Raw genomic sequence first — 17515 nt, forward strand, 5'->3', positions numbered from 1 at the left:
CGCCTTGCCCGGTGCGGGTCATGCGTCGGAGCCGTCGGTATGGGAGAGCCTGTATCCCCGCCCCCATTTGCTCACAATGGCAAGGGGGATGCCTGCCTGGGTGAGTTTCTTCCGGATGTGGGAGATGTAGGTCCTCAGAGCCCCTTTGGAGGTCTCCAGGCCTGCGGTTCCCCAGACCGCTTCGATGAGCTCGTCCGAGGGGACATAGGTGTCGAACCGCAGGCGGAGGCGGTGAAGGAGCCGGTGTTCGATGGGGGTGAAGTCGATGTCGAGGGCGGCGGCACCGGGGAGCGCCTCATCGTCCGTGGTGGCGGTGGGCTCCGGGGTGCGCCTCAGGACACACTCCAGGCGTGCCGCCAGTTCCGCGATGTCAAAGGGCTTACGGATGTAGTCTTCGGCCCCCGATTTCAGGGAGCGCACCACGGATTCGGGCAGGGACTTGCTGCTGACCATGACAAAGGGGATGTTGTGGCTCTGCAGGTGAGTCGTGATCTTGTGGCCGTCTCCGTCCGGCAGGAGAATATCCACCAGGGCCAGGGAAACAGGGGTTTCGTGGATGGTTTGGACAGCCTCCCTGCACCCTTCGGCGTGCAGGACGGTGTACGATGCGCCCAGTTGCTCAATGGCGTGTTTGATGAGGATAAAATCCGTCTGTTCGTCTTCGACAACAAGTATATTCATGAAAACCGCTTTGTCCGATTCTTACTTCAGATCATTCACCACCATAATCCTCCTGTGTCGAGGAGACGGTGTGATTGGAGTAATGCATTGTTCCTTCATGACTCATGTTTTGGGACGGCGCACAGTGTACCTGCCTGAAATGATTCTTTGCGTCATCTTTTTAGCAAAATAATCATAGCTTATATGACAAAAAGAAGTGTCGAGTCAATCGTCAATCAAGGGGCTTTGCCGTGCCTATAAGTACTTTTTTTGGCCTTCTTTTAACTTTTTTTACTGAAGAACCGCATGTATATATCCGGCGGGGTGATGTTACCCCCGGCAGAAGATTGGCCTGTGGCCATACCTCGGCTTACCCAGGAGAAACGGGGCGCCAGGCGGCCGGGGAACGTTTTTTCGTGAAGGGCCCTCGGGTGGGAAAGGGCCGTAGATGAATGCCTTATTTATGGGATTTCGGAGGTTTGTTGTGAGAAACGGCTGTAGAAGATGGAAGGCCATGGCCACGGTACTGGTGGCAGGCACGATGCTGACAGGCTGCGCATCCACCTGGGTCCAGAAGGACGCGGACTGGATGGATAAAAAACATGTTCCCGTTCTTGTGGGGCACTACAAGGTGACCAGCGACGGCGGTGCCGATGTCATCGATCTGGCCAAGCAGGTGGCCGGGGGAGACTCCTTTGGCAGCCTGGGGATGGATACGTACAAGGAGATGAGAAAGGCCCTTGAGCCTTTCGGTTTTGACCTCAGAACCGACAAGCGCAGGGCAAAAAAACTCGATCGCATCAAGGATTACAAGACCGGAAACAGCCAGGTGGACGCCCTGCTTTCAAGCCTCACCTGTGAGTGGGTCCACCCGGCCACCTCCAACCGTGAGTTCCACCACATCATGGCCGGGACCTCCCTGCGCAAAAAGGTGGTCAACGAGCTCAAGGGCAAAAACAGGAAGGAGGCGTTCCTGTCTGCCAACCTCAAGATCGAGGATCAGGACCAGTACCTTTTCTTCAAACGTTATCGGGTCGTTCTGGGGATTCAGATCCTGGACCAGAAGGGGGATGCCGTGTTCCAGGCCAAGGCCGAAGGGTTTACCACCCTCTCGTTCCTGCGAAATCCCTGGAGCGAGAAGCGGATTCAGAAGGCGTTGGCCGACGGGCTGGCCAAAATGCAGACCGTGGAAGTCAAGCCCAAGGTGTCCATGTTCTCGTCCCTGTAAGGCGGCAGGTGACGGCCCGCATGGGGCCGCGTGAATTTTGGGGGGATGCGCGTCCACGCGCGTTCCCCCTTTTTTTATATCTGCTTTCGGCCGCCGAAGACCAGCTTGCCGCCCAGGGAACCCGCACGGATGGTGGGAACCAACAGGAGGAGGTAGGCCGCCACAAGGGCTTTTGCCGAACCGGTGAGCCGGTGAACGTTCACCGGGTACAGGGCTTGGAGGAGAAGGATCAGGACAGCACCTGCAAGGACCAGGGCGCTGCAGACCAGCTTTGTGCGGAACAGGGCGGTGGTGGCACCCTTGTACCGGTGCTGCCACGAAGCGATGCCGGTGAGGATGACCCCCGGCATGGACAGGGCAATGACAACCAGGTTCACGTAGGCCGCAAAGACAAGGGCCTGGATATGAAAGAGGCAGCCTGCGGCCATAAATATTCCGGCCACCGGCACCATGCCGTTGGGGATGTGCACGGCAATGGGGTGGAGCTGATAGCGGTCGTTTTGCCTGTAGAGGGCAAGGAGCCACGCTGGCTTGGGACGGCGATGGGGGTGTGGTTTCATGGGCGCACCGGTGTGGGGTGAATGGATGGATGGCAAGTGGTTAAATTTGGCTTTTACCATGGAAGCCGGAAGGACCGCAATGTGTTGCCGGTGTTGACGCCGGGTGACGGCCGGTGGTTTCAAGGTGGCGCCACTGTTCAGTTGCCTCCGGCGGCCTTGCCGGGGGCAACTTACCCTTCTATTCTAAAAATAACGATGCCAGGAGAGGCTGGTCTCCCAGGCGTGCTGGCTCTCGACGTCGGTGCGGGAGACCGAGAGCCCGATGCGGTTGTTGCGGTTTACCGTGAAGTTGGTTTCAAAGGCCGCGTGGGTTTCGGTGGTGTCGTCGGGCATGCGCCGGGTGATGTTGCCGGAAAGAAGCATCCGCCATCGGTCCGTGGGGGAGAAGAGGAGCCCCGTCCGGAGCCCGGGCCCCACGGAGGCCCCTTTGTCCAGGCCTTTGGAGGCGAGGAGTTCGGCTTCGGGCAGGATGAAAAAGAGGCTCTCGTCCGAGAGGTTCCAGCTCAATCCCGTTGCGGCACGCAGGGAGTAGGCGCCTTTCATGTCTCCGGTTTCGGTCATCCGTTTTTCGTACCCGGCGTGGAACGTCCAGGAGAGTGGCCGGATAAAGGCATTTCGGGGGGACAGGGAGAGGATGTCCAGAACGGTGAAGGCCTCCAGATCCAGCTCCTTGTCCTCGTTGTCGTAGCGGACCCGGGTGTGCAAAAATTCGATCTGGACGCCTTCGCGCCGGGTGTAGTCGGTGGTGAGCAGGTTGGTGAAGGCCGGGGTAAAGGCGAGCTCTTCGAAGCTGTCCCCGTCGCGGACCCCGAAGGTGGCGGAGACACGTGACGCATCATGGCCCGTGGTGGGCTCGGGAGGGGCGGGCACGGCCTTTTCTTCGGGGCTTCCCTTGCCCAGGGTCTTGCGTGCCTTAAGGGTCCCCAGGAACCGGGGCCTGAACTCCTCCTGGGAGAGCTTTTTCTTGGCGCGTCTGTAGCGCGTGACGTCGGTGACCAGGTCCAGGGTGACACGTTTGGTGCGATCGGGAAGCTCCATGGCGAGAAAGTCCGCCGGGGGCAGGGTGCCGTCGCTGAGGTCTTGTGCGAGGCCTACCTCGTCTTTGGAGAGGCGCCGTACACCGGCCTGGATGCGGCTTCCCAGGGAAGGGCGGTACCTGGCTTCGGAGATGAGGCCCGCTTTCTGCATGGCCTTGATGGTGTCGATGGGGATGACGGTGAGCCCTTTTTCATGGGTGAGGGAGAGACCGGGCCGGGCCGTCTCCAGCAGGAACTGGAGCATGTAGGAGCAGTTTTTGTCAAAGAAATAGTAGTAGCTGTAGCTCTCCTTCAGCTCGAGGATATGAAGGACCATGCGCCGGGTCTCTTCCGGGGTGAGGGTCAGGGGGTACTCCCAGATGTCCCGCTGCGCCATGTCCCCGTACTCCTGGATTTTTTTGTAATAGGGGAGGATGGCATAATACCCCTTGAAGGAGCCGACGATGCCCTTGAACATGTAGGTGATGGGGTTCTGGCTGTCGGGCAGGGCCGCGTAGTTCACGGCGTCGGCCAGCACCGGTGCCTGGTAGTCGGTCTCAATGGTCAAAAAGGTGTGACCGAACATGGAGGCCGGGTTGTTGAGATGATAGGTGGGAAAGATCAGGGTGGCCGATGAGGGTCGGAGCCTTGCGGCCTCCTCACACACCAGGGGCGGGGTGTCCAGGACATCGGACAGCTGGTCGTATACCCAGGTGTATCGGGCGATGAAGCGGCACAGGGGGACGTCGTCGGGGGCCTCGCCCGTGAAAAACGTGCGGATCAGGGCGGTGAGCTCTGCGTCGGCATCGGTCTTGCCCGTCTTTGCCAGGAAGAAGGCGGGGTCGTCTATATAGCTCCGGTACGGGGTCAGGCCCACGGGGCAGTGGAGCAGGGTCCGCCAGTACGGGTTCTCGGAGAGCTTTCGTTCGCGGGCGACGCGCACGAGTTCCTCCGTGCCTGCGTCCGGGGATTCGGCGAACAGCGGGGCCGGGGCCAGGGCGATAAAAAGCAGCAAAAAAGCCCCCGCCAGGCGGCAATACCATGCCGAAAGGCGGGGGCAATTCCATGCGGATGTTGTGCTAGATCTGAGCAAGAACGCCTCGGATGGACTGAGACACAGCAGCGTGCTCAACGTCGACGGTGGGGTAGATGGTGTCGAAGTTTGCCTGGAGGGCCTGGCATGCAGCGGCCTTTTCAGAACCGGATACCTGGGCAATTTCCATCAGGGCGTCGAGGCTCTCGCCGTTGCCGGAGGCGATGTCAACAGCCAGGCTGTCCATGTTGTCGGCCACAAAAGCGTCCATGCGCTCGTTGCTGACGAAGCTCTCGGGCTTGTCACAACCCAGGGTCCCGGAGGAGATGCCGAAGGTCTGGTTCCCGCTGGTCCCGTTGAGGGAGGTGCCGAGGACGTTCCAGGCAAGGCCGGTTTTTTCGCCGATGAGTTCTTTGCCGAGGCCGCAACCGCAGTTTTCGCTGACGGTGGACGCATAAGAGGTGCCGGCAACCAGCAGAAGGGCACCCAGTGCTACAATACATTTCTTCATGATGTTTCCTTTCAACTAATCATTACATTATCATACCTTCACCGATGATTATCTCTCCGGTTAAGACCCAGTCCACCCAGTAAGATTAGGGGTTCAGGTTTGAGGAGGAATCCTTGATCATCAATGAAGTGTACATTCATAGTAAATTATTCATCGGGATTCTATGAAATAAATCACATCCGTGAAAAAATGTTAATTGATGCGCCATGGCGCGATTCGCTGTTGATATCGAGTATCGCGCCATGCCTTGTGTGCGCTGTCGGCTCCCGGTGTCAATCCCAGGCTGACGGAAGAAGGGATGTGTCCATGAGAATTCTGGTGGCGGAGAGTACCTCTCCGGTTTCCACGCGAACGAGGCGAACGATGACATCGGCCCTGGAACCGGAGATGACGACGCGACCGGCCATGAGCAGCTCGGCACCGGTGAGGCGCCCCGCCTTTGCCGCGGTCTCTTCGTCCACGAACCCGGAGAGTCCCAGGGTGATCTCATCTACCATGGCCGAGGTGTTGTCCCTCTCCACCACGGTGAAAAGGGGGTGGCGGGTTGCGGCAATGAGAAGGGCCGAGGTGAGGTAGGAGGCGTCCGGGCCGGAGAGTTCCGAGGCCAGGGGGAGGACGGCGGTGGCCGGTTTCCCCGACAGGGAGATGGCCGCGTAATCCGCCAGCTGCCCCACGGCTTTTTCAAAGAGCTCTGCCGTGACCTCGTCGGGCTTCTGGCCGCCTGCAACCCCTTCGAAGTACTCCCCGTGTGTCTCGTCCGGCTGGGTCACAAGGTGGTTCAGCTCGTTTCGGGCGATGTTGATGATAACGGCTTCAAGTTTGTCCGATGTGAAGTTGGCGCCGGTGTGGTGGCTGACGCTGCCCGGTGCGCCGCCGTCGCTTTCCCCCCTCTCCCCGTACGTGAGGAAAATGTAAGCCCCCCCCGTGAGCTGGGAGAGCTGCCTCAGCACATACTCCCCGGCAAGGGAGAGCCCGCCGGTGCCCACGGAGAAGATCTTGATGCCCTTTTCCCGGGCAGTGCGGGCCGCATCCATGTAAGTGAAGGCTTGGTCGTAGTCCAGGTGGGGCGGCGCGTCGGTGACGGCAAAGGCCAGGCGGATGCCCGCCTCGTTCCAGTCCATCTCGTCGATGCCTTTTTGCAGGGCGCTCTCCAGGTCTTCGGGGGTGTCTCCTCCACCTCCGGCCCGCACGCGGGACAATTGCTGCCTGAACGCTTCCAAGTCGGTGGTAAAGGGGATCGTTCTGGTGACGTACTCATCGCCCGCGTCCCGGTACATCACCATGCCGTATCGGATCAGCGGGCGCACTGAGAGCTGAGAAAGGTTGAGGTTGATGAGGTCGATGCTGGTTTTCAGCTGCTCGATCTCCTCGCCCATGCTGCCCGTGGTGTCCAGAATAAAAAGGAGATCCAAAGGCACGGCCGCGGGAAGGGACCTGTGGGTGTCCAGGGTGACGGTTATCTCGCGCCGTCCGTTGCGATCAAGGGACACTTTTTTCTCCAGGCCGGCGTAGCGGAAGGTGGCCGCCAAGGTTTGTGCCGTGCCCGCGTACAGGGCGGGGTATGTGCGGAAGATCCCGTCGGCTGTGGTTTTCCCGGTTTCCACCGTCTTGCCTTCCAGGGCGATGCGGACGGTGCAGTCCGGCAAGGTGCGCCCTTTCTGGTCCAGGACCGTGAGGGTGATGCGTTCGCTGACATCGGCGGGGATGTGGGGGACCTCTTTGTAGGTCTCCAGAAAATCGAGGAAGTGGTTGAACTGCCGGTTGTCATCGGCGTAGGCGGCCTTGAGCCCCGAGGCTGAGGGTGCGCCTATGCCCCGTTTCCGAACCGGGGCGCTTTTTACCTCCCGGGACATGGAGCCCCCGTCTGCGTGCATTCTGAAGGTGGGGAGGGGGGGCATGGCTTTTTCTGCCTCGACAGCGTCCGGGGGAGCCGATCTATGGTTCAGGGTTTCCGCGCATCCCCAGAAAAGGAGCATGAGACAAAGAAGGGGGACGAGTCGTTTCATGGGTGACCTCCTGATGTGAGCCGTAAGGTGTTCTCGTGAATTATCCGGGACAGGGCTTCGAGGGAGCCCCTCCTTGTCGGTGGTGAAGATGCAGCTTATACGGCTGGTTTTCAATCCGTCTATGTGCTGGATCACACCGGGGTCACCTGGTCGGAGTGTCCGGCCCCCGCAGCCAGGCCAGAAGGCTGCCCAGAGCCGCCGTGGCCGCGCCGCAGAAGAGGGCGTAGCGAAAGGCCGTGAGAAAGGGGCCCTGCAGGGCCTGGGTGACAAGCCCGTTGGCCCCGGACAGGGCCGTGTAGGTGTGGTTAAAAACCGCCCCTGCCAGGGCCACGCCCGTGACCATGCCCAGGTTTCGCGCGGCGCCCACCACGCTGCTGGCTACCCCCCGGCGGGGAGTGGGCACCGAGCTCATGATGGTGGTGTTGTTCGGAGGAAGGAAAAGGGCCACGCCAAAACCCGCCAGGGCCAGCTTGAAGGCGATGGGGGGAAAGGCGGTGACCTCCGTGGGCCAGGCCAGCAGGGCCAGGGCCAGGCTGAGGGTTCCCATGCCCAGGACACAGAGGATCCGCGAGCCCATGCGGTCGGCCAGGGCGCCGGAAAAGGGGGGCACCACAAAGAGCAGGGCAAAGGGAATCGTCATGACGGTGCCCACCTGGGCTTCGGAGTAGCCCATGGGAAAGAGCAGGTAAAAGGGCATGAGAAAGACCATGGTGAACAGGGCCGTATAAAGGGCGATGGCCGAGAGAACCGGCAGCCGGAAGATGCGCTCCTTAAAGAGGCTGGGATCCATGACCGGGTGAACGGTCCGGTTTTCGTGGGCCACGAAGATCAGGGCCAGGGCAATGGCTGTGCCGGTGAGGCCAAGGACGCGGAAGGATGCGTAGCCCCAGGCATGGGCGTGGGTGAGGCCGGTGAAGAGCGCTCCGCAGGACAGGGCGATGAGCAGGCCGCCGGGCAGGTCAAAGGGCTCGTCGCGCCGGGTGTCGGCCTCGGACCCTTTGAGAATCCGCGCGGCCAGAACCGCCACGGTGAGCCCCACGGGGATGTTGACGGCAAAGATCATCCGCCACGAAAAATGGGTGAGGATGAACCCGCCCACGGCAGGGCCCGAGGTGAGCCCCGCGGCCACCACCGTGGCGATGCTGCCCAGGGCCTTGCCCCGCTCGTTTTCCGGAAAGGCGTCCACGATGAGGGCCTGGCTGCAGGACATGATCATGGCCGCCCCCGTGCCCTGGAGAGCCCGGGCGGCGATGAGGGCGCCCACGGACGGGGAGAGGGCGCAGAGCAGGGAGGAGAGGGTAAAAAGGCCGTGCCCCCCCACCAGGACCAGGCGGCGTCCCACAATGTCGCTCAGCCGCCCGAAGCTCAGGATCAGGGAGGTAAAGGCGATGAGGTAGATGAGCACCACCCACTCAATGGTCACCATGGTGGTGTTCAGCCTGCCCATGAGGGTGGGCAGGGCCACGTTGACAATGCTGGAATCCAGGGTGGACATGAAGCTGCCCGTGGTGACCAGCGCGAAGACCGTCCATTTTCCGGGGGAATGCTCTTTCATTGCGGCACATTTATCCATTGCGTAAACAGGTGGCGACGGGGCGTCCGCCCCTGGGAGGGCGTTACGCGGCGGCATAAGAACAAAACACACAAGACCAATGCCTCCGGCGGCTCTGCCGGAGGCTTGTTTGGGCCTTTACGCGGCAAAGGGGGCCAGCATCTCTCGGATGTCCCCTTCCACGGGCAGGGCGCGGCCTTCGGGACCGGCAATGACAAAGGTGACGTCTGCCTCCACCACCGGGGTGCCCGAGCCTTTTTTGGTCATGGTCTGCTTGAGGGTGCAGCTCTTGCCCCCGAACCGGGTGATGCGGCTTTCGATGGCCAGGGTGTCCCCCAGGGTGGCAGGGCTCTGGTAGCTGATGTTGATGTTCACGACAAAAAAGGAGTACCCCTTTGCCGCCAGGTTGCCCAGGTGTTCCTCAAAAAGGGCCCAGCGGGCTTCTTCGATGAATTCGAGGTAGCGTGCGTTGTTGACGTGTCCGTACAGGTCCAGGTGGTAGCCCCTGACTTTGATCTCGGTGTGGTTTTTCATGCGGCTCTCCGTTGGCGTGGCGGGGGGCTGGGCTGCCTGAGTCCGGGATTCGGCAAAGGGGGAATGGCCATGGCCGATACCTCTGCCTGGGTGGGCGTTCAAGGCCTCGTCACGATGGCGGATTGCATCGTCCGGAACGGCTGTGTACCGCGTGTTTTCCCTGTCATGGTCCCGATCCCCTTACCGTCAGTCATGGTTGTGTTGTCTCGGTAAACTCAGAACGATAGCAGCGGACCCAAACCATGTCAATGCCGCTATATGCTGCGTAAATTGGCCTTGACGCCACTATATCTTGTGCTAAAATGGCATTTAGAGCAGTTGAGCCCATCCAGAGACAGCCGGTGTTCCCGGAGGCGTTTTCCTGACAACACCCATCCAGTAAAAAAAAGGCGGGTTGCGGCCCATGGGAGAGAAAAAAGAGAGGTGATTCTCTTTGAGTCTCCTGCCTGCTCTGGTGTCCGGTGTGTTGGTTCCCCCCATGGGGTTCCGACCCCTTTCAGGCGACACCGGCGGAAGCATACATGATAAAATTCGGTTGAGATGACCTGTGAATAACGGAGAGAAGATGACAGCGACAACGCGAGAGGGAATCATGAAAGAGAGCGGTATGTTGACAATATCGGACAATACACGAACGGTCCTTGAGAGACGGTACCTGAAAAAGGATCCCGAAGGGAATCTTGAGGAGACGCCTGAAGAGCTTTTCCAGCGCGTGGCAAGCAGTATTGCCGAGGCAGAAGGATACTACGAGGGCGGCCTTGAACCCTCGGAGGTGTCCGAGGCGTTTTACCGCCTGATGACGGAATTCAAATTTTTGCCCAACTCCCCCACCCTGATGAACGCGGGCAACGATCTGGGGCAGCTGGCGGCCTGCTTTGTGCTGCCCGTGGACGACAGCCTTGAGGGGATCTTTGATGCGGTGAAAAACGCGGCGTTGATTCACAAGTCCGGCGGAGGCACGGGCTTCTCTTTTTCCCGGCTCAGGGCCAAGAACTGCCGGGTGGGATCCACCGGGGGCGTGGCCTCGGGGCCGGTCTCCTTTATGAAGATTTTTAATACCGCCACCGAGCAGGTGAAGCAGGGGGGCACCCGGCGGGGGGCCAACATGGCCATTTTGCGGGTGGACCATCCCGATATCCTGGAGTTCATCAGCTGCAAAGAGGACAACGAAGCCCTGAACAACTTCAACATCTCCGTGGGGGTCACCGACGCCTTTATGCAGGCGGTGCGCCAGGGGGAGGCCTACGACCTCATCGATCCCCGCAACGGAGAGCCCCGGGGCTCTTTGGACGCCCGCACCGTCTACGAGACCCTCATCCACCAGGCCTGGTTCAACGGGGACCCCGGCATCGTCTTTCTGGACCGCATCAACCGGGACAACCCCACCCCGGAGATCGGGGAGATCGAGTCCACCAACCCGTGCGGGGAGCAGCCCTTGCTGCCCATGGAGGCTTGCAACCTGGGGTCGGTGAACCTCTCCCGGTGCGTGGCGGTCCAGGGGGGCAAAACGCGGGTGGATTACGAGACCCTCAAGGAGACCGTCTGGCTTGCCGTGCGCTTTCTGGACGACACCATCGAGATGAGCCGCTACCCCCTTGCCGCCATCGACGAGATGGTCAAGGGCAATCGGAAGATCGGGCTGGGGGTCATGGGCTTTGCCGACCTCCTGTTCATGATGGGGATTCCCTACAACTCGGATGAGGCCGTGGCCCTGGCAGAAAAGGTCATGGGCTTTGTTCAGGCCGAAGCCCACGAGGCTTCCCGTCACCTGGCCGTTTCCCGGGGGGCCTTCCCCAACATCGACAAGAGCGTCTTTAAAGGGGACGAGGCACGGGCCTACCGCAACGCCACCTGCACCACCATCGCCCCCACCGGGACCCTGAGCATCATCGCCGGGTGCTCCAGCGGCATTTCCAGCCTGGGTCGCCTTCGTGCGCGCCGGGCGACGGATGGAGACGAAGCTCGTGGAGGTGAACCCCCTGTTCGAAGCCACGGCGCGAGCCCGGGGATTTTACAGCAACGAGCTCATGGCCCGCATCGCCAAGGTCGGCACCATCGCCCACATGGAAGAGATCCCCGAGGATGTAAGGGCCGTGTTCGTCACCGCCCACGACGTCTCCCCGGAGTGGCACATCCGCATGCAGGCGGCCTTCCAGAACCACACGGATAACGCCGTTTCCAAAACCGTGAACCTGCCCAGGCAGGCCAGCGAAGACGAGGTGCGAGACATCTACGACATGGCCTTTGACCTCTGCTGCAAAGGGGTCACCATCTACCGGGACGGCAGCAAGGAAAACCAGGTCCTCTCCGTCTCCGACGCCAAAAAAGAGGCGGCCCCGGCCGAGCCCTCCCACAGGGTGCTGGAGCGCCCCGAGATCCTGGAAGGCTTCACCTCCAAGATCGGCACCGGCATGGGCCAGCTCTATGTCACCGTCACCGAGATGGACGGCCGCCCCTTTGAAGTGTTTGCCACCATCGGTAAGTCCGGCAAATCCACCACGGCCAAGACCGAAGCCATCGGTCGACTCATCTCCCTGGCCCTTCGCTCCGGGGTGGACGTCTCCGAGATCGTCCACCAGGTGAAAGGCATCGGCGGTGAGCACGCCGTGTTCCAGAAAGGGGGCCGGGTCCTCTCCATCCCCGATGCCATCGGCCGGGTGCTGGAGAAACGCTACCTCAAAGGCAAAGGCCCGGCAAACGGCGTCAAGGTGGAGCCCTCCCTCATCGATGACCCCTGCCCGGACTGCGGCGGCGCCATGGCCCACGAAGAAGGGTGCGTCACCTGCCACCTCTGCGGGTACACCAAGTGCGGGTAATGAGTTGAAAGCCTGCCTTCTATGGGCAAAGCCTGCCTCCGGCGGCGAGGTGAGCCACCTCGAAAGCTTATTGCGATTGCGTATTTTCCTTCGTTCCTCAGGAAAATGCGCAATCGCCTTCGGCTCGGGCTTCGCCCGACATAAACGCTGATGATTTGTGCGGGCGGCATCACATGCTTCGACGTAAGAGGATACGATGTCGTTGCTTGTAGGGGGCCGGCACACGCGGATTCCTGGGGAACAGCCCCTATGAGAATGTAACGCGCTGCCGACGGTGCAGGGGATGTGAGGTAGGGTGCGCTTGCGCACCGCCGAAGGATCGTAACGGTCATGAAGCCCCATGCACGGGTGACCTTCACGCAGCATAGACATGGCAAAAGGCGTCGGTTTTCCGAACAGATGGTGCGCAAGCACACCCTGCAGAATGTCAGGCAACAGGCTGTTAAGTCATTTTTACGAATCAGACACAAAAGGGCCATGGAGGTGATCTCCATGGCCCTTTTTATCTTTTGTCCAGCTTGCCGCCGGGGGCGCTTTTACGAAAAAAGCACCGTAAAAAACATTCCCAATGGAGCGAAAAAGCCGAACCTATTTCGGCGAAGCCTGGAAAGGCTTGCTTAAAACCTGTTTGTCAAACTTTCAAAAGTTTGGCCCCCGGCAGGGCCGCCGGAGGCTTGTTTGAGCTGAACAGTTACGTTGTTCCTGTCTTATATGTTGGTGAGGGTGCGTTTCAGCACCGTCTCCCGCAGCCATGCGGCGTCGTTTTTCTCGGGGCAGTTGATGGTGTAGTGGAGCCCTCGGGATTCGCGCCTTTTCATGGCGCTTCGGATGATGAGCTCGGCCACCACGGCGATGTTCCTCAGCTCGATGAGGTCGGCGGTGACGCGGAAGTTCCAGTAGTATTCCCGGATCTCGCTCTGGATGTTTTCGATGCGGTTCAGGGCCCGGGAGAGGCGCTTGTCCGAGCGCACCACGCCCACATAGTTCCACATGAAGCGGCGGCTTGCGCGGTTGGCTGATGAAGCCACGGCTCGCCTGGCTGTCGGTGGCGCCCACGTCGTCCCAGCGGGGGAGTTGGACGTCCGATGCCTTCCAGGCCTTTGCGTCTTCGATGGCACTGGCCGCGGCGTTGTGGGCGTAGACCAGGGCTTCCAGCAGGGAGTTGCTGGCCAGGCGGTTGGCGCCGTGGAGGCCCGTGCAGGCGGTTTCCCCGATGGCGTAGAGGTGCTTGATGTCGCTGCGCCCGTCCAGGTCGGTGGCCACCCCGCCGCACATGTAGTGGGCGGCCGGCACCACCGGGATGGGGTCTTTGGTCATGTCGAAGCCGAACTTCAGGCCCTGACGCCAGAGGTTGGGGAAGCGTTTTTTGACAAAGGCGGGGTCCTTGTGGGAGATGTCCAGAAACACGGAGTCGGCCCCGCTGGTTTTAAGCTCGGAGTCGATGGCCCGGGAGACCTTGTCCCGGCAGGCCAGGTCTTTCAAGGGGTCGTACTTCTCCATGAAGCACTCGCCCTTTTCGTTTTTCAGCACGGCCCCTTCCCCGCGCACGGCCTCGGAGATGAGGAAGTTCTTGGCCTCCGGGTGGTAGAGGCAGGTGGGATGAAACTGCATGAACTCCATGTTGGCCACGGAAGCCCCTGCCCGCCAGGCCATGGCAATGCCGTCCCCTGTGGCTACGTCCGGGTTGCTGGTGTAGAGGTAGACCTTGCCCGAGCCTCCGCAGGCCAGGACCGTCACCTTGGCGGCGATGGTTTTGACGGTGTCGGCGTCCTTGTCCAGGACGTAGGCCCCGCAGCAGGTGGTGTCCCTCGTGGTGGTGATCATTCCGCTTTTCACCCGGGTGGAGACGGTGATGAGGTCGATGGCAATGTGCTCTTCCAGGAGGGTGATGGCGGGGGTGGCGCGGACCTGTTCCACCAAGGCGCGTTCGATCTCCCGGCCGGTCATGTCCTCTGCGTGGAGGACCCTTTTTTCCGAGTGACCCCCTTCGCGGCCCAGGTCGTAGTCGGTGCCGGGCGCCCTGTGGGCGTCGTCGTCGCAGAGGCTGAACTTGACTCCGAGGTCTATGAGCTCCTTGACCCGTTCGGGGCCCTGGGTGACCACCATGTCCACCACGTCCCGGTTGCAGAGGCCGTCTCCGGCGTCAAGGGTGTCTTTGATGTGAAGGTCAAAGGAGTCGATGTCGCTCTGGACGGCGGCTACGCCCCCTTGGGCGTAAGCGGTGTTGCTTTCTGAGACCGCCTTTTTGGTAACGATAGTGACGGTGCCGTGTTCGGCGACTTTCAGGGCGAAGGTGAGTCCGGCGACGCCGGACCCGATAACGAGAAAATCAGACGTGATGTTCATAAAGGCCTCGGTAACGATGAAAATCGTGACGCTGTGCGATGCGTGTTATCCGGGCACGGCCGGCAGAGGCCCCATGGACATCTTTGAAAAGGGGCGGTCCCGTGGCGGGCAGTCCCGGGCGGGACGCATCCCCTACATTAATAATATGAACTTCTCTTCTTTCGGGAGCTGGAGCCGATGATAAAGCCCACGAGCAGGACCCCGGCTCCGGCCAGGAACCAGATCATGTTCTTCTTGGCCAGGCGGTCGTTTAAGATGTCCGCCTTTTTGGAGAGGTTGGCCAGCTGGTTCTTGGTCTCCTTGTAGTCCTCTTCCAGCTGCAGGAAGTTGCCGGATTTCTTTTTGAGCTCCTGATACGCCTGGCCGGATTCGGCGGCGCGTTTTTCCGTATCGGTCAGGTTCTTTTTCAGCTCGTTGTTCTCTTTCTTCAGCTCTGCCAGCTGGCCCTTCAGCTCGGTGCGGGACTTAAGGACCCGGTCGTGCTTGGCCTGGAGCTTGTCAAGGAGCACACCTTTGGTGGGGGTGGGGACCAGCCACTGGGTCAGGACCCAGCCTTCGGCCTCTCCGTCCACGGTGACACGGGTCCACTTTTCTCCGTCCTCGACGACCTCCACGGCCGTGCCCGAGGGCAGTCCCCTCAGGATGCTGTACTCGGTTCCCGGGCCGCCCCGAAAGGTCGCGTTGATACGGTCGGTGATGTACAGGGTTTGGGCTGCGGCCGGGGCCGCGGAAAAGAGCAGACAAGCTGTAATGAGAGCTTTGATTTTCATGGTTGACTCCTGCGCGTTGGGCCCCTGAATCAAGAGCACGTGAGGGGCATTGGAACGGGACCTTCGGAAAGTGACGTCGCAGCCCTTTCCGGGTTCATGGTTCGGATAGGCGTTCCGGTGTTGTCAATATTTAAGGGGCCCGGAAAGGTGCATGGGCGCAACCCGCCTTTTCCGTTCCCCTGGTGAACCGTTGAATCGGTCCAGATGGACATCCCAATTTAACTAAAACATTATCTCCCGTGGCGATGGCGTATCGTCACCTGGGCGGTGTGGTTCCCATCCCTCGGGATGGTTTACCATATACAAACTCACCGCCCCATTGGAAGGAAAAAATCACTGTTTACCCATGGTTCAAGTATGGTATGTATACCCGTTCCATGACGGCCGGATTCCGCGTAAACCCTATATTTTGATCATTAGCGATCCCATCGATACCGGTGATGATCTGTGGATCACTTGACCTGCAGTGTGCCAACGGACATACCTTTGAAGGGTGGTTCGACGACAAGACAGCCTTTGAAGACCAGCAGAAACAGGGGCTGGTTACCTGTCCCTTTTGCGACAACAGAAACGTGTTTATCGTTCCCAGCACCTTTGCCATCCCCAAGGCGGTGAACGCCCCGTCGGGTCCCCGGCAGAGCAGCGGCCTGGCCGTGGGAGACGTCAGCGCCAAGATCGTGGAGTTCATGGAGCAGAACTTCGACGACGTGGGGGCCAACTTTGCCAAGGAAGCCCTGAAGATCCACTACGGCGTCTCCGAGCCCCGGAACATCCGGGGGGTGAGCTCCCCGGAAGAGGAAAAGGTCCTCGAAAAAGAGGGCGTCCCCCTGTTCAAGGTCCCCCTTCCCGCCAAGAAAGGCACCGAAGACGCCTGACTTCCGGTGATGGCCCTTACGCCATCCCGGCCAGGCGTCGGTCCAGGTGGGAGCAGCGCATGTTGGGCCGGTTGTTGGACAGGGCGATCTCCACGGCGCGCCGGGTGCCGATGAGGATCACCAGCTCTTTGCCCCGGGTCATGGCCGTGTAGAGGAGGTTCCTCTGCAACAGCGGGTAGTGCTGGGTGGTGACGGGAACCACCACCGCCGGGTACTCCGAACCCTGTGATTTATGGACGCTGATGGCGTAGGCCAGGGTCAGCTCGTCCAGCTCTTCGGTCTCATAGGCCACCTTCCTTCCCTCATAATTCACCTTCAGGGTCTTCTCTTTTTTGTTCACCTCGCAGATGATCCCGATATCCCCGTTAAAGACCTCTTTTTCGTAGTTGTTTTTCAGGTGCATCACCTTGTCGCCTTCGCGGAAGGTGCGCCCGAGGGACTGGAGGGCATCTCCGGTTTCGTTCAGGGCCTCCTGCAGGGCCACGTTGAGGCTGATGGTCCCCACGTCCCCTTTGTGCATGGGGGTCAGCACCTGGATCTCCTCCAGGGGCGTGTAGCCGTAGGTGGCCGGGATCCGCTTGGCGCAGAGCTCCACCACCCGCTGCATCACCTTCACCGGATCACCGGTTTCAATGAAGTAAAACTCCGAAGGCCCCTTGCCTTCTTCCGGGTGAGCATCCGGGAATTCCCCGGTGCGGACCTTGTGGGCGTTCATGACGATGGGGCTCTCCTGGGCCTGGCGGAAGATGCGGGTGAGGGCATAGGTCTTGAGGCGGTCCGAGGCGATGAGGTCCGACAGGACGTTGCCCGGCCCCACCGAGGGGAGCTGGAAGATATCCCCCACAAAGACCACGGTGGCCTCAACGGGCACGGCGTCCAGGAAGCGGTGCATCAACAGGGTGTCCACCATGGAGACCTCGTCGATGATGAAGACGTCGCCGGAAAGGGGCTTGTCCCGGTTGTGTTCGAAGGCACCGGTGGCATAGTCGTATTTCAGGAGCTTGTGCAGGGTGGAGGCTTTTTTGTCGGTGACCTCGGTGATGCGTCGGGCGGCCCGGCCCGTGGGGGCGGCCATGACGGTCTCGTGGTTCAGGTGGTCGCACAGGGCCGCGATGGAGCGTACCAGGGTGGTCTTTCCCGTGCCCGGGCCCCCGGTGATGACGGCCACACGGTGGCAGAGGATCTCCTCCAGGGTTTCGAGCTGCTCGTCGGAGAGTTTTATGGCCAGCCGCGACAGCACCGTCTCCAGGATCTCCTCCCGGGTGATGGCAGGGGCCTCTTCGGGCATGGAGAGCATCATGGCCAGGCGCCGGGCAATGCCCTCTTCGGCCCGGAACAGCTCTTTGGGGTAGACGGCCTGGATGGCTTCGCCGTTTCGCTCCAGGGGCTCTGAAACAACGCGCCCCTTGGCCTTGAGCTCTTCCAGGGCCGCGGTGAGGGGCTCGTGTTCCATGTGGTGCTGCTCCATGCAGCGGGTGATGAGGCTGCCTGCCGGGGCAAAGACATGGCCGTCCGAGGTGAACTGCTCCAGCACGAAAAGGAGGCAGGCCCGGACCTCTGGGGTCGTCTTCGGCGATCCCCAGGGAGAGGGCTGCATGGTCCACGGTG

Annotated in this window: 14 protein-coding genes and 2 pseudogenes; 4 read left to right on the forward strand and 12 right to left on the reverse strand. The window is 60.8% G+C overall.

Annotated elements, in window-relative coordinates:
• Window positions 1-18 precede the first annotated feature (18 nt).
• The gene (locus ACOYW1_RS30335) at window positions 19-681 is read right to left on the reverse strand and encodes a response regulator transcription factor (RefSeq protein WP_482420902.1); all 663 of its coding nucleotides are present in this window, start codon (window positions 679-681) and stop codon (window positions 19-21) included.
• A gap of 463 nt (window positions 682-1144) precedes the next feature.
• On the opposite strand from ACOYW1_RS30335, the gene ACOYW1_RS30340 reads away from it, so the two are divergent.
• Window positions 1145-1888: a hypothetical protein gene (locus ACOYW1_RS30340; RefSeq protein WP_482420903.1), complete on the forward strand. Its 744-nt coding sequence runs from the start codon at window positions 1145-1147 to the stop codon at window positions 1886-1888.
• Window positions 1889-1962: 74 nt separating this feature from the next.
• On the opposite strand, the gene ACOYW1_RS30345 is transcribed toward ACOYW1_RS30340, so the two are convergent.
• The 7 genes from ACOYW1_RS30345 to ACOYW1_RS30375 form a co-directional block, all read right to left on the reverse strand.
• On the reverse strand, window positions 1963-2448 hold the full coding sequence (locus ACOYW1_RS30345) for a hypothetical protein (RefSeq protein WP_482420904.1): 486 nt from the start codon (window positions 2446-2448) through the stop codon (window positions 1963-1965).
• Window positions 2449-2631: 183 nt separating this feature from the next.
• Window positions 2632-4479, reverse strand: a complete 1848-nt coding sequence (locus ACOYW1_RS30350) for an Lnb N-terminal periplasmic domain-containing protein (protein ID WP_482420905.1) — start codon at window positions 4477-4479, stop codon at window positions 2632-2634.
• Between the two features lie 64 nt (window positions 4480-4543).
• Complete coding sequence (locus ACOYW1_RS30355; protein ID WP_482420906.1) at window positions 4544-5008, reverse strand: DUF3015 family protein; 465 nt, start codon at window positions 5006-5008, stop codon at window positions 4544-4546.
• Window positions 5009-5280: 272 nt separating this feature from the next.
• A complete protein-coding gene (locus ACOYW1_RS30360) occupies window positions 5281-7014 on the reverse strand; it encodes a VWA domain-containing protein (RefSeq protein WP_482420907.1) in 1734 nt (577 codons plus the stop codon).
• A gap of 142 nt (window positions 7015-7156) precedes the next feature.
• A complete protein-coding gene (locus ACOYW1_RS30365; RefSeq protein WP_482420908.1) occupies window positions 7157-8569 on the reverse strand; it encodes an MFS transporter in 1413 nt (470 codons plus the stop codon).
• Window positions 8570-8704: 135 nt separating this feature from the next.
• Window positions 8705-9100, reverse strand: a complete 396-nt coding sequence (locus ACOYW1_RS30370; RefSeq protein WP_482414482.1) for an acyl-CoA thioesterase — start codon at window positions 9098-9100, stop codon at window positions 8705-8707.
• Window positions 9101-9409: 309 nt separating this feature from the next.
• On the reverse strand, window positions 9410-9580 hold the full coding sequence (locus tag ACOYW1_RS30375) for a hypothetical protein (RefSeq protein ID WP_482420909.1): 171 nt from the start codon (window positions 9578-9580) through the stop codon (window positions 9410-9412).
• Window positions 9581-9707: 127 nt separating this feature from the next.
• Between ACOYW1_RS30375 and ACOYW1_RS30380 the strand changes: the two are divergent.
• Both ACOYW1_RS30380 and ACOYW1_RS30385 read left to right on the forward strand, forming a co-directional pair.
• A pseudogene (locus ACOYW1_RS30380) lies at window positions 9708-10967 on the forward strand (adenosylcobalamin-dependent ribonucleoside-diphosphate reductase); the annotation flags it as partial.
• An 82-nt stretch (window positions 10968-11049) separates the two neighbouring features.
• Entirely contained in the window at window positions 11050-11916 is an 867-nt protein-coding gene (locus ACOYW1_RS30385) for a TSCPD domain-containing protein (protein WP_482420910.1), read from the forward strand.
• 707 nt (window positions 11917-12623) lie between these two features.
• On the opposite strand, the gene ACOYW1_RS30390 is transcribed toward ACOYW1_RS30385, so the two are convergent.
• From ACOYW1_RS30390 to ACOYW1_RS30400, 3 genes and pseudogenes are all read right to left on the reverse strand, one after another.
• Entirely contained in the window at window positions 12624-12908 is a 285-nt protein-coding gene (locus ACOYW1_RS30390) for a hypothetical protein (RefSeq protein WP_482423857.1), read from the reverse strand.
• Between the two features lie 121 nt (window positions 12909-13029).
• A pseudogene (nadB, locus tag ACOYW1_RS30395) lies at window positions 13030-14262 on the reverse strand (L-aspartate oxidase); the annotation flags it as partial.
• A 137-nt stretch (window positions 14263-14399) separates the two neighbouring features.
• The gene (locus tag ACOYW1_RS30400; protein ID WP_482414485.1) at window positions 14400-15032 is read right to left on the reverse strand and encodes a TIGR04211 family SH3 domain-containing protein; all 633 of its coding nucleotides are present in this window, start codon (window positions 15030-15032) and stop codon (window positions 14400-14402) included.
• Between the two features lie 440 nt (window positions 15033-15472).
• Between ACOYW1_RS30400 and ACOYW1_RS30405 the strand changes: the two genes are divergently transcribed.
• On the forward strand, window positions 15473-15907 hold the full coding sequence (locus ACOYW1_RS30405; protein ID WP_482420911.1) for a DUF1178 family protein: 435 nt from the start codon (window positions 15473-15475) through the stop codon (window positions 15905-15907).
• Window positions 15908-15923: 16 nt separating this feature from the next.
• Here the strand turns inward: ACOYW1_RS30405 and recD2 are convergent, their stop codons facing one another.
• The gene (gene recD2, locus ACOYW1_RS30410; RefSeq protein WP_482420912.1) at window positions 15924-17504 is read right to left on the reverse strand and encodes an SF1B family DNA helicase RecD2; all 1581 of its coding nucleotides are present in this window, start codon (window positions 17502-17504) and stop codon (window positions 15924-15926) included.
• Window positions 17505-17515: the final 11 nt, after the last annotated feature.

It is taken from the genome of Desulfoluna sp. CYM3A, assembly GCF_056829965.1.

Excerpts from the sequence above, each read along its gene's own strand:
- ACOYW1_RS30400 (WP_482414485.1), bottom strand. The coding sequence starts at position 15,032 with ATGAAAATCAAAGCTCTCATTACAGCTTGTCTGCTCTTTTCCGCGGCC.
- ACOYW1_RS30345 (WP_482420904.1), bottom strand. The coding sequence starts at position 2,448 with ATGAAACCACACCCCCATCGCCGTCCCAAGCCAGCGTGGCTCCTTGCC.
- ACOYW1_RS30355 (WP_482420906.1), bottom strand. The coding sequence starts at position 5,008 with ATGAAGAAATGTATTGTAGCACTGGGTGCCCTTCTGCTGGTTGCCGGC.
- ACOYW1_RS30375 (WP_482420909.1), bottom strand. The coding sequence starts at position 9,580 with ATGGGGGGAACCAACACACCGGACACCAGAGCAGGCAGGAGACTCAAA.
- ACOYW1_RS30390 (WP_482423857.1), bottom strand. The coding sequence starts at position 12,908 with ATGTGGAACTATGTGGGCGTGGTGCGCTCGGACAAGCGCCTCTCCCGG.
- ACOYW1_RS30360 (WP_482420907.1), bottom strand. The coding sequence starts at position 7,014 with ATGAAACGACTCGTCCCCCTTCTTTGTCTCATGCTCCTTTTCTGGGGA.
- ACOYW1_RS30335 (WP_482420902.1), bottom strand. The coding sequence starts at position 681 with ATGAATATACTTGTTGTCGAAGACGAACAGACGGATTTTATCCTCATC.
- recD2 (WP_482420912.1), bottom strand. The coding sequence starts at position 17,504 with ATGCAGCCCTCTCCCTGGGGATCGCCGAAGACGACCCCAGAGGTCCGG.
- ACOYW1_RS30370 (WP_482414482.1), bottom strand. The coding sequence starts at position 9,100 with ATGAAAAACCACACCGAGATCAAAGTCAGGGGCTACCACCTGGACCTG.
- ACOYW1_RS30365 (WP_482420908.1), bottom strand. The coding sequence starts at position 8,569 with ATGAAAGAGCATTCCCCCGGAAAATGGACGGTCTTCGCGCTGGTCACC.
- ACOYW1_RS30405 (WP_482420911.1), top strand. The coding sequence starts at position 15,473 with ATGATCTGTGGATCACTTGACCTGCAGTGTGCCAACGGACATACCTTT.
- ACOYW1_RS30385 (WP_482420910.1), top strand. The coding sequence starts at position 11,050 with ATGGAGACGAAGCTCGTGGAGGTGAACCCCCTGTTCGAAGCCACGGCG.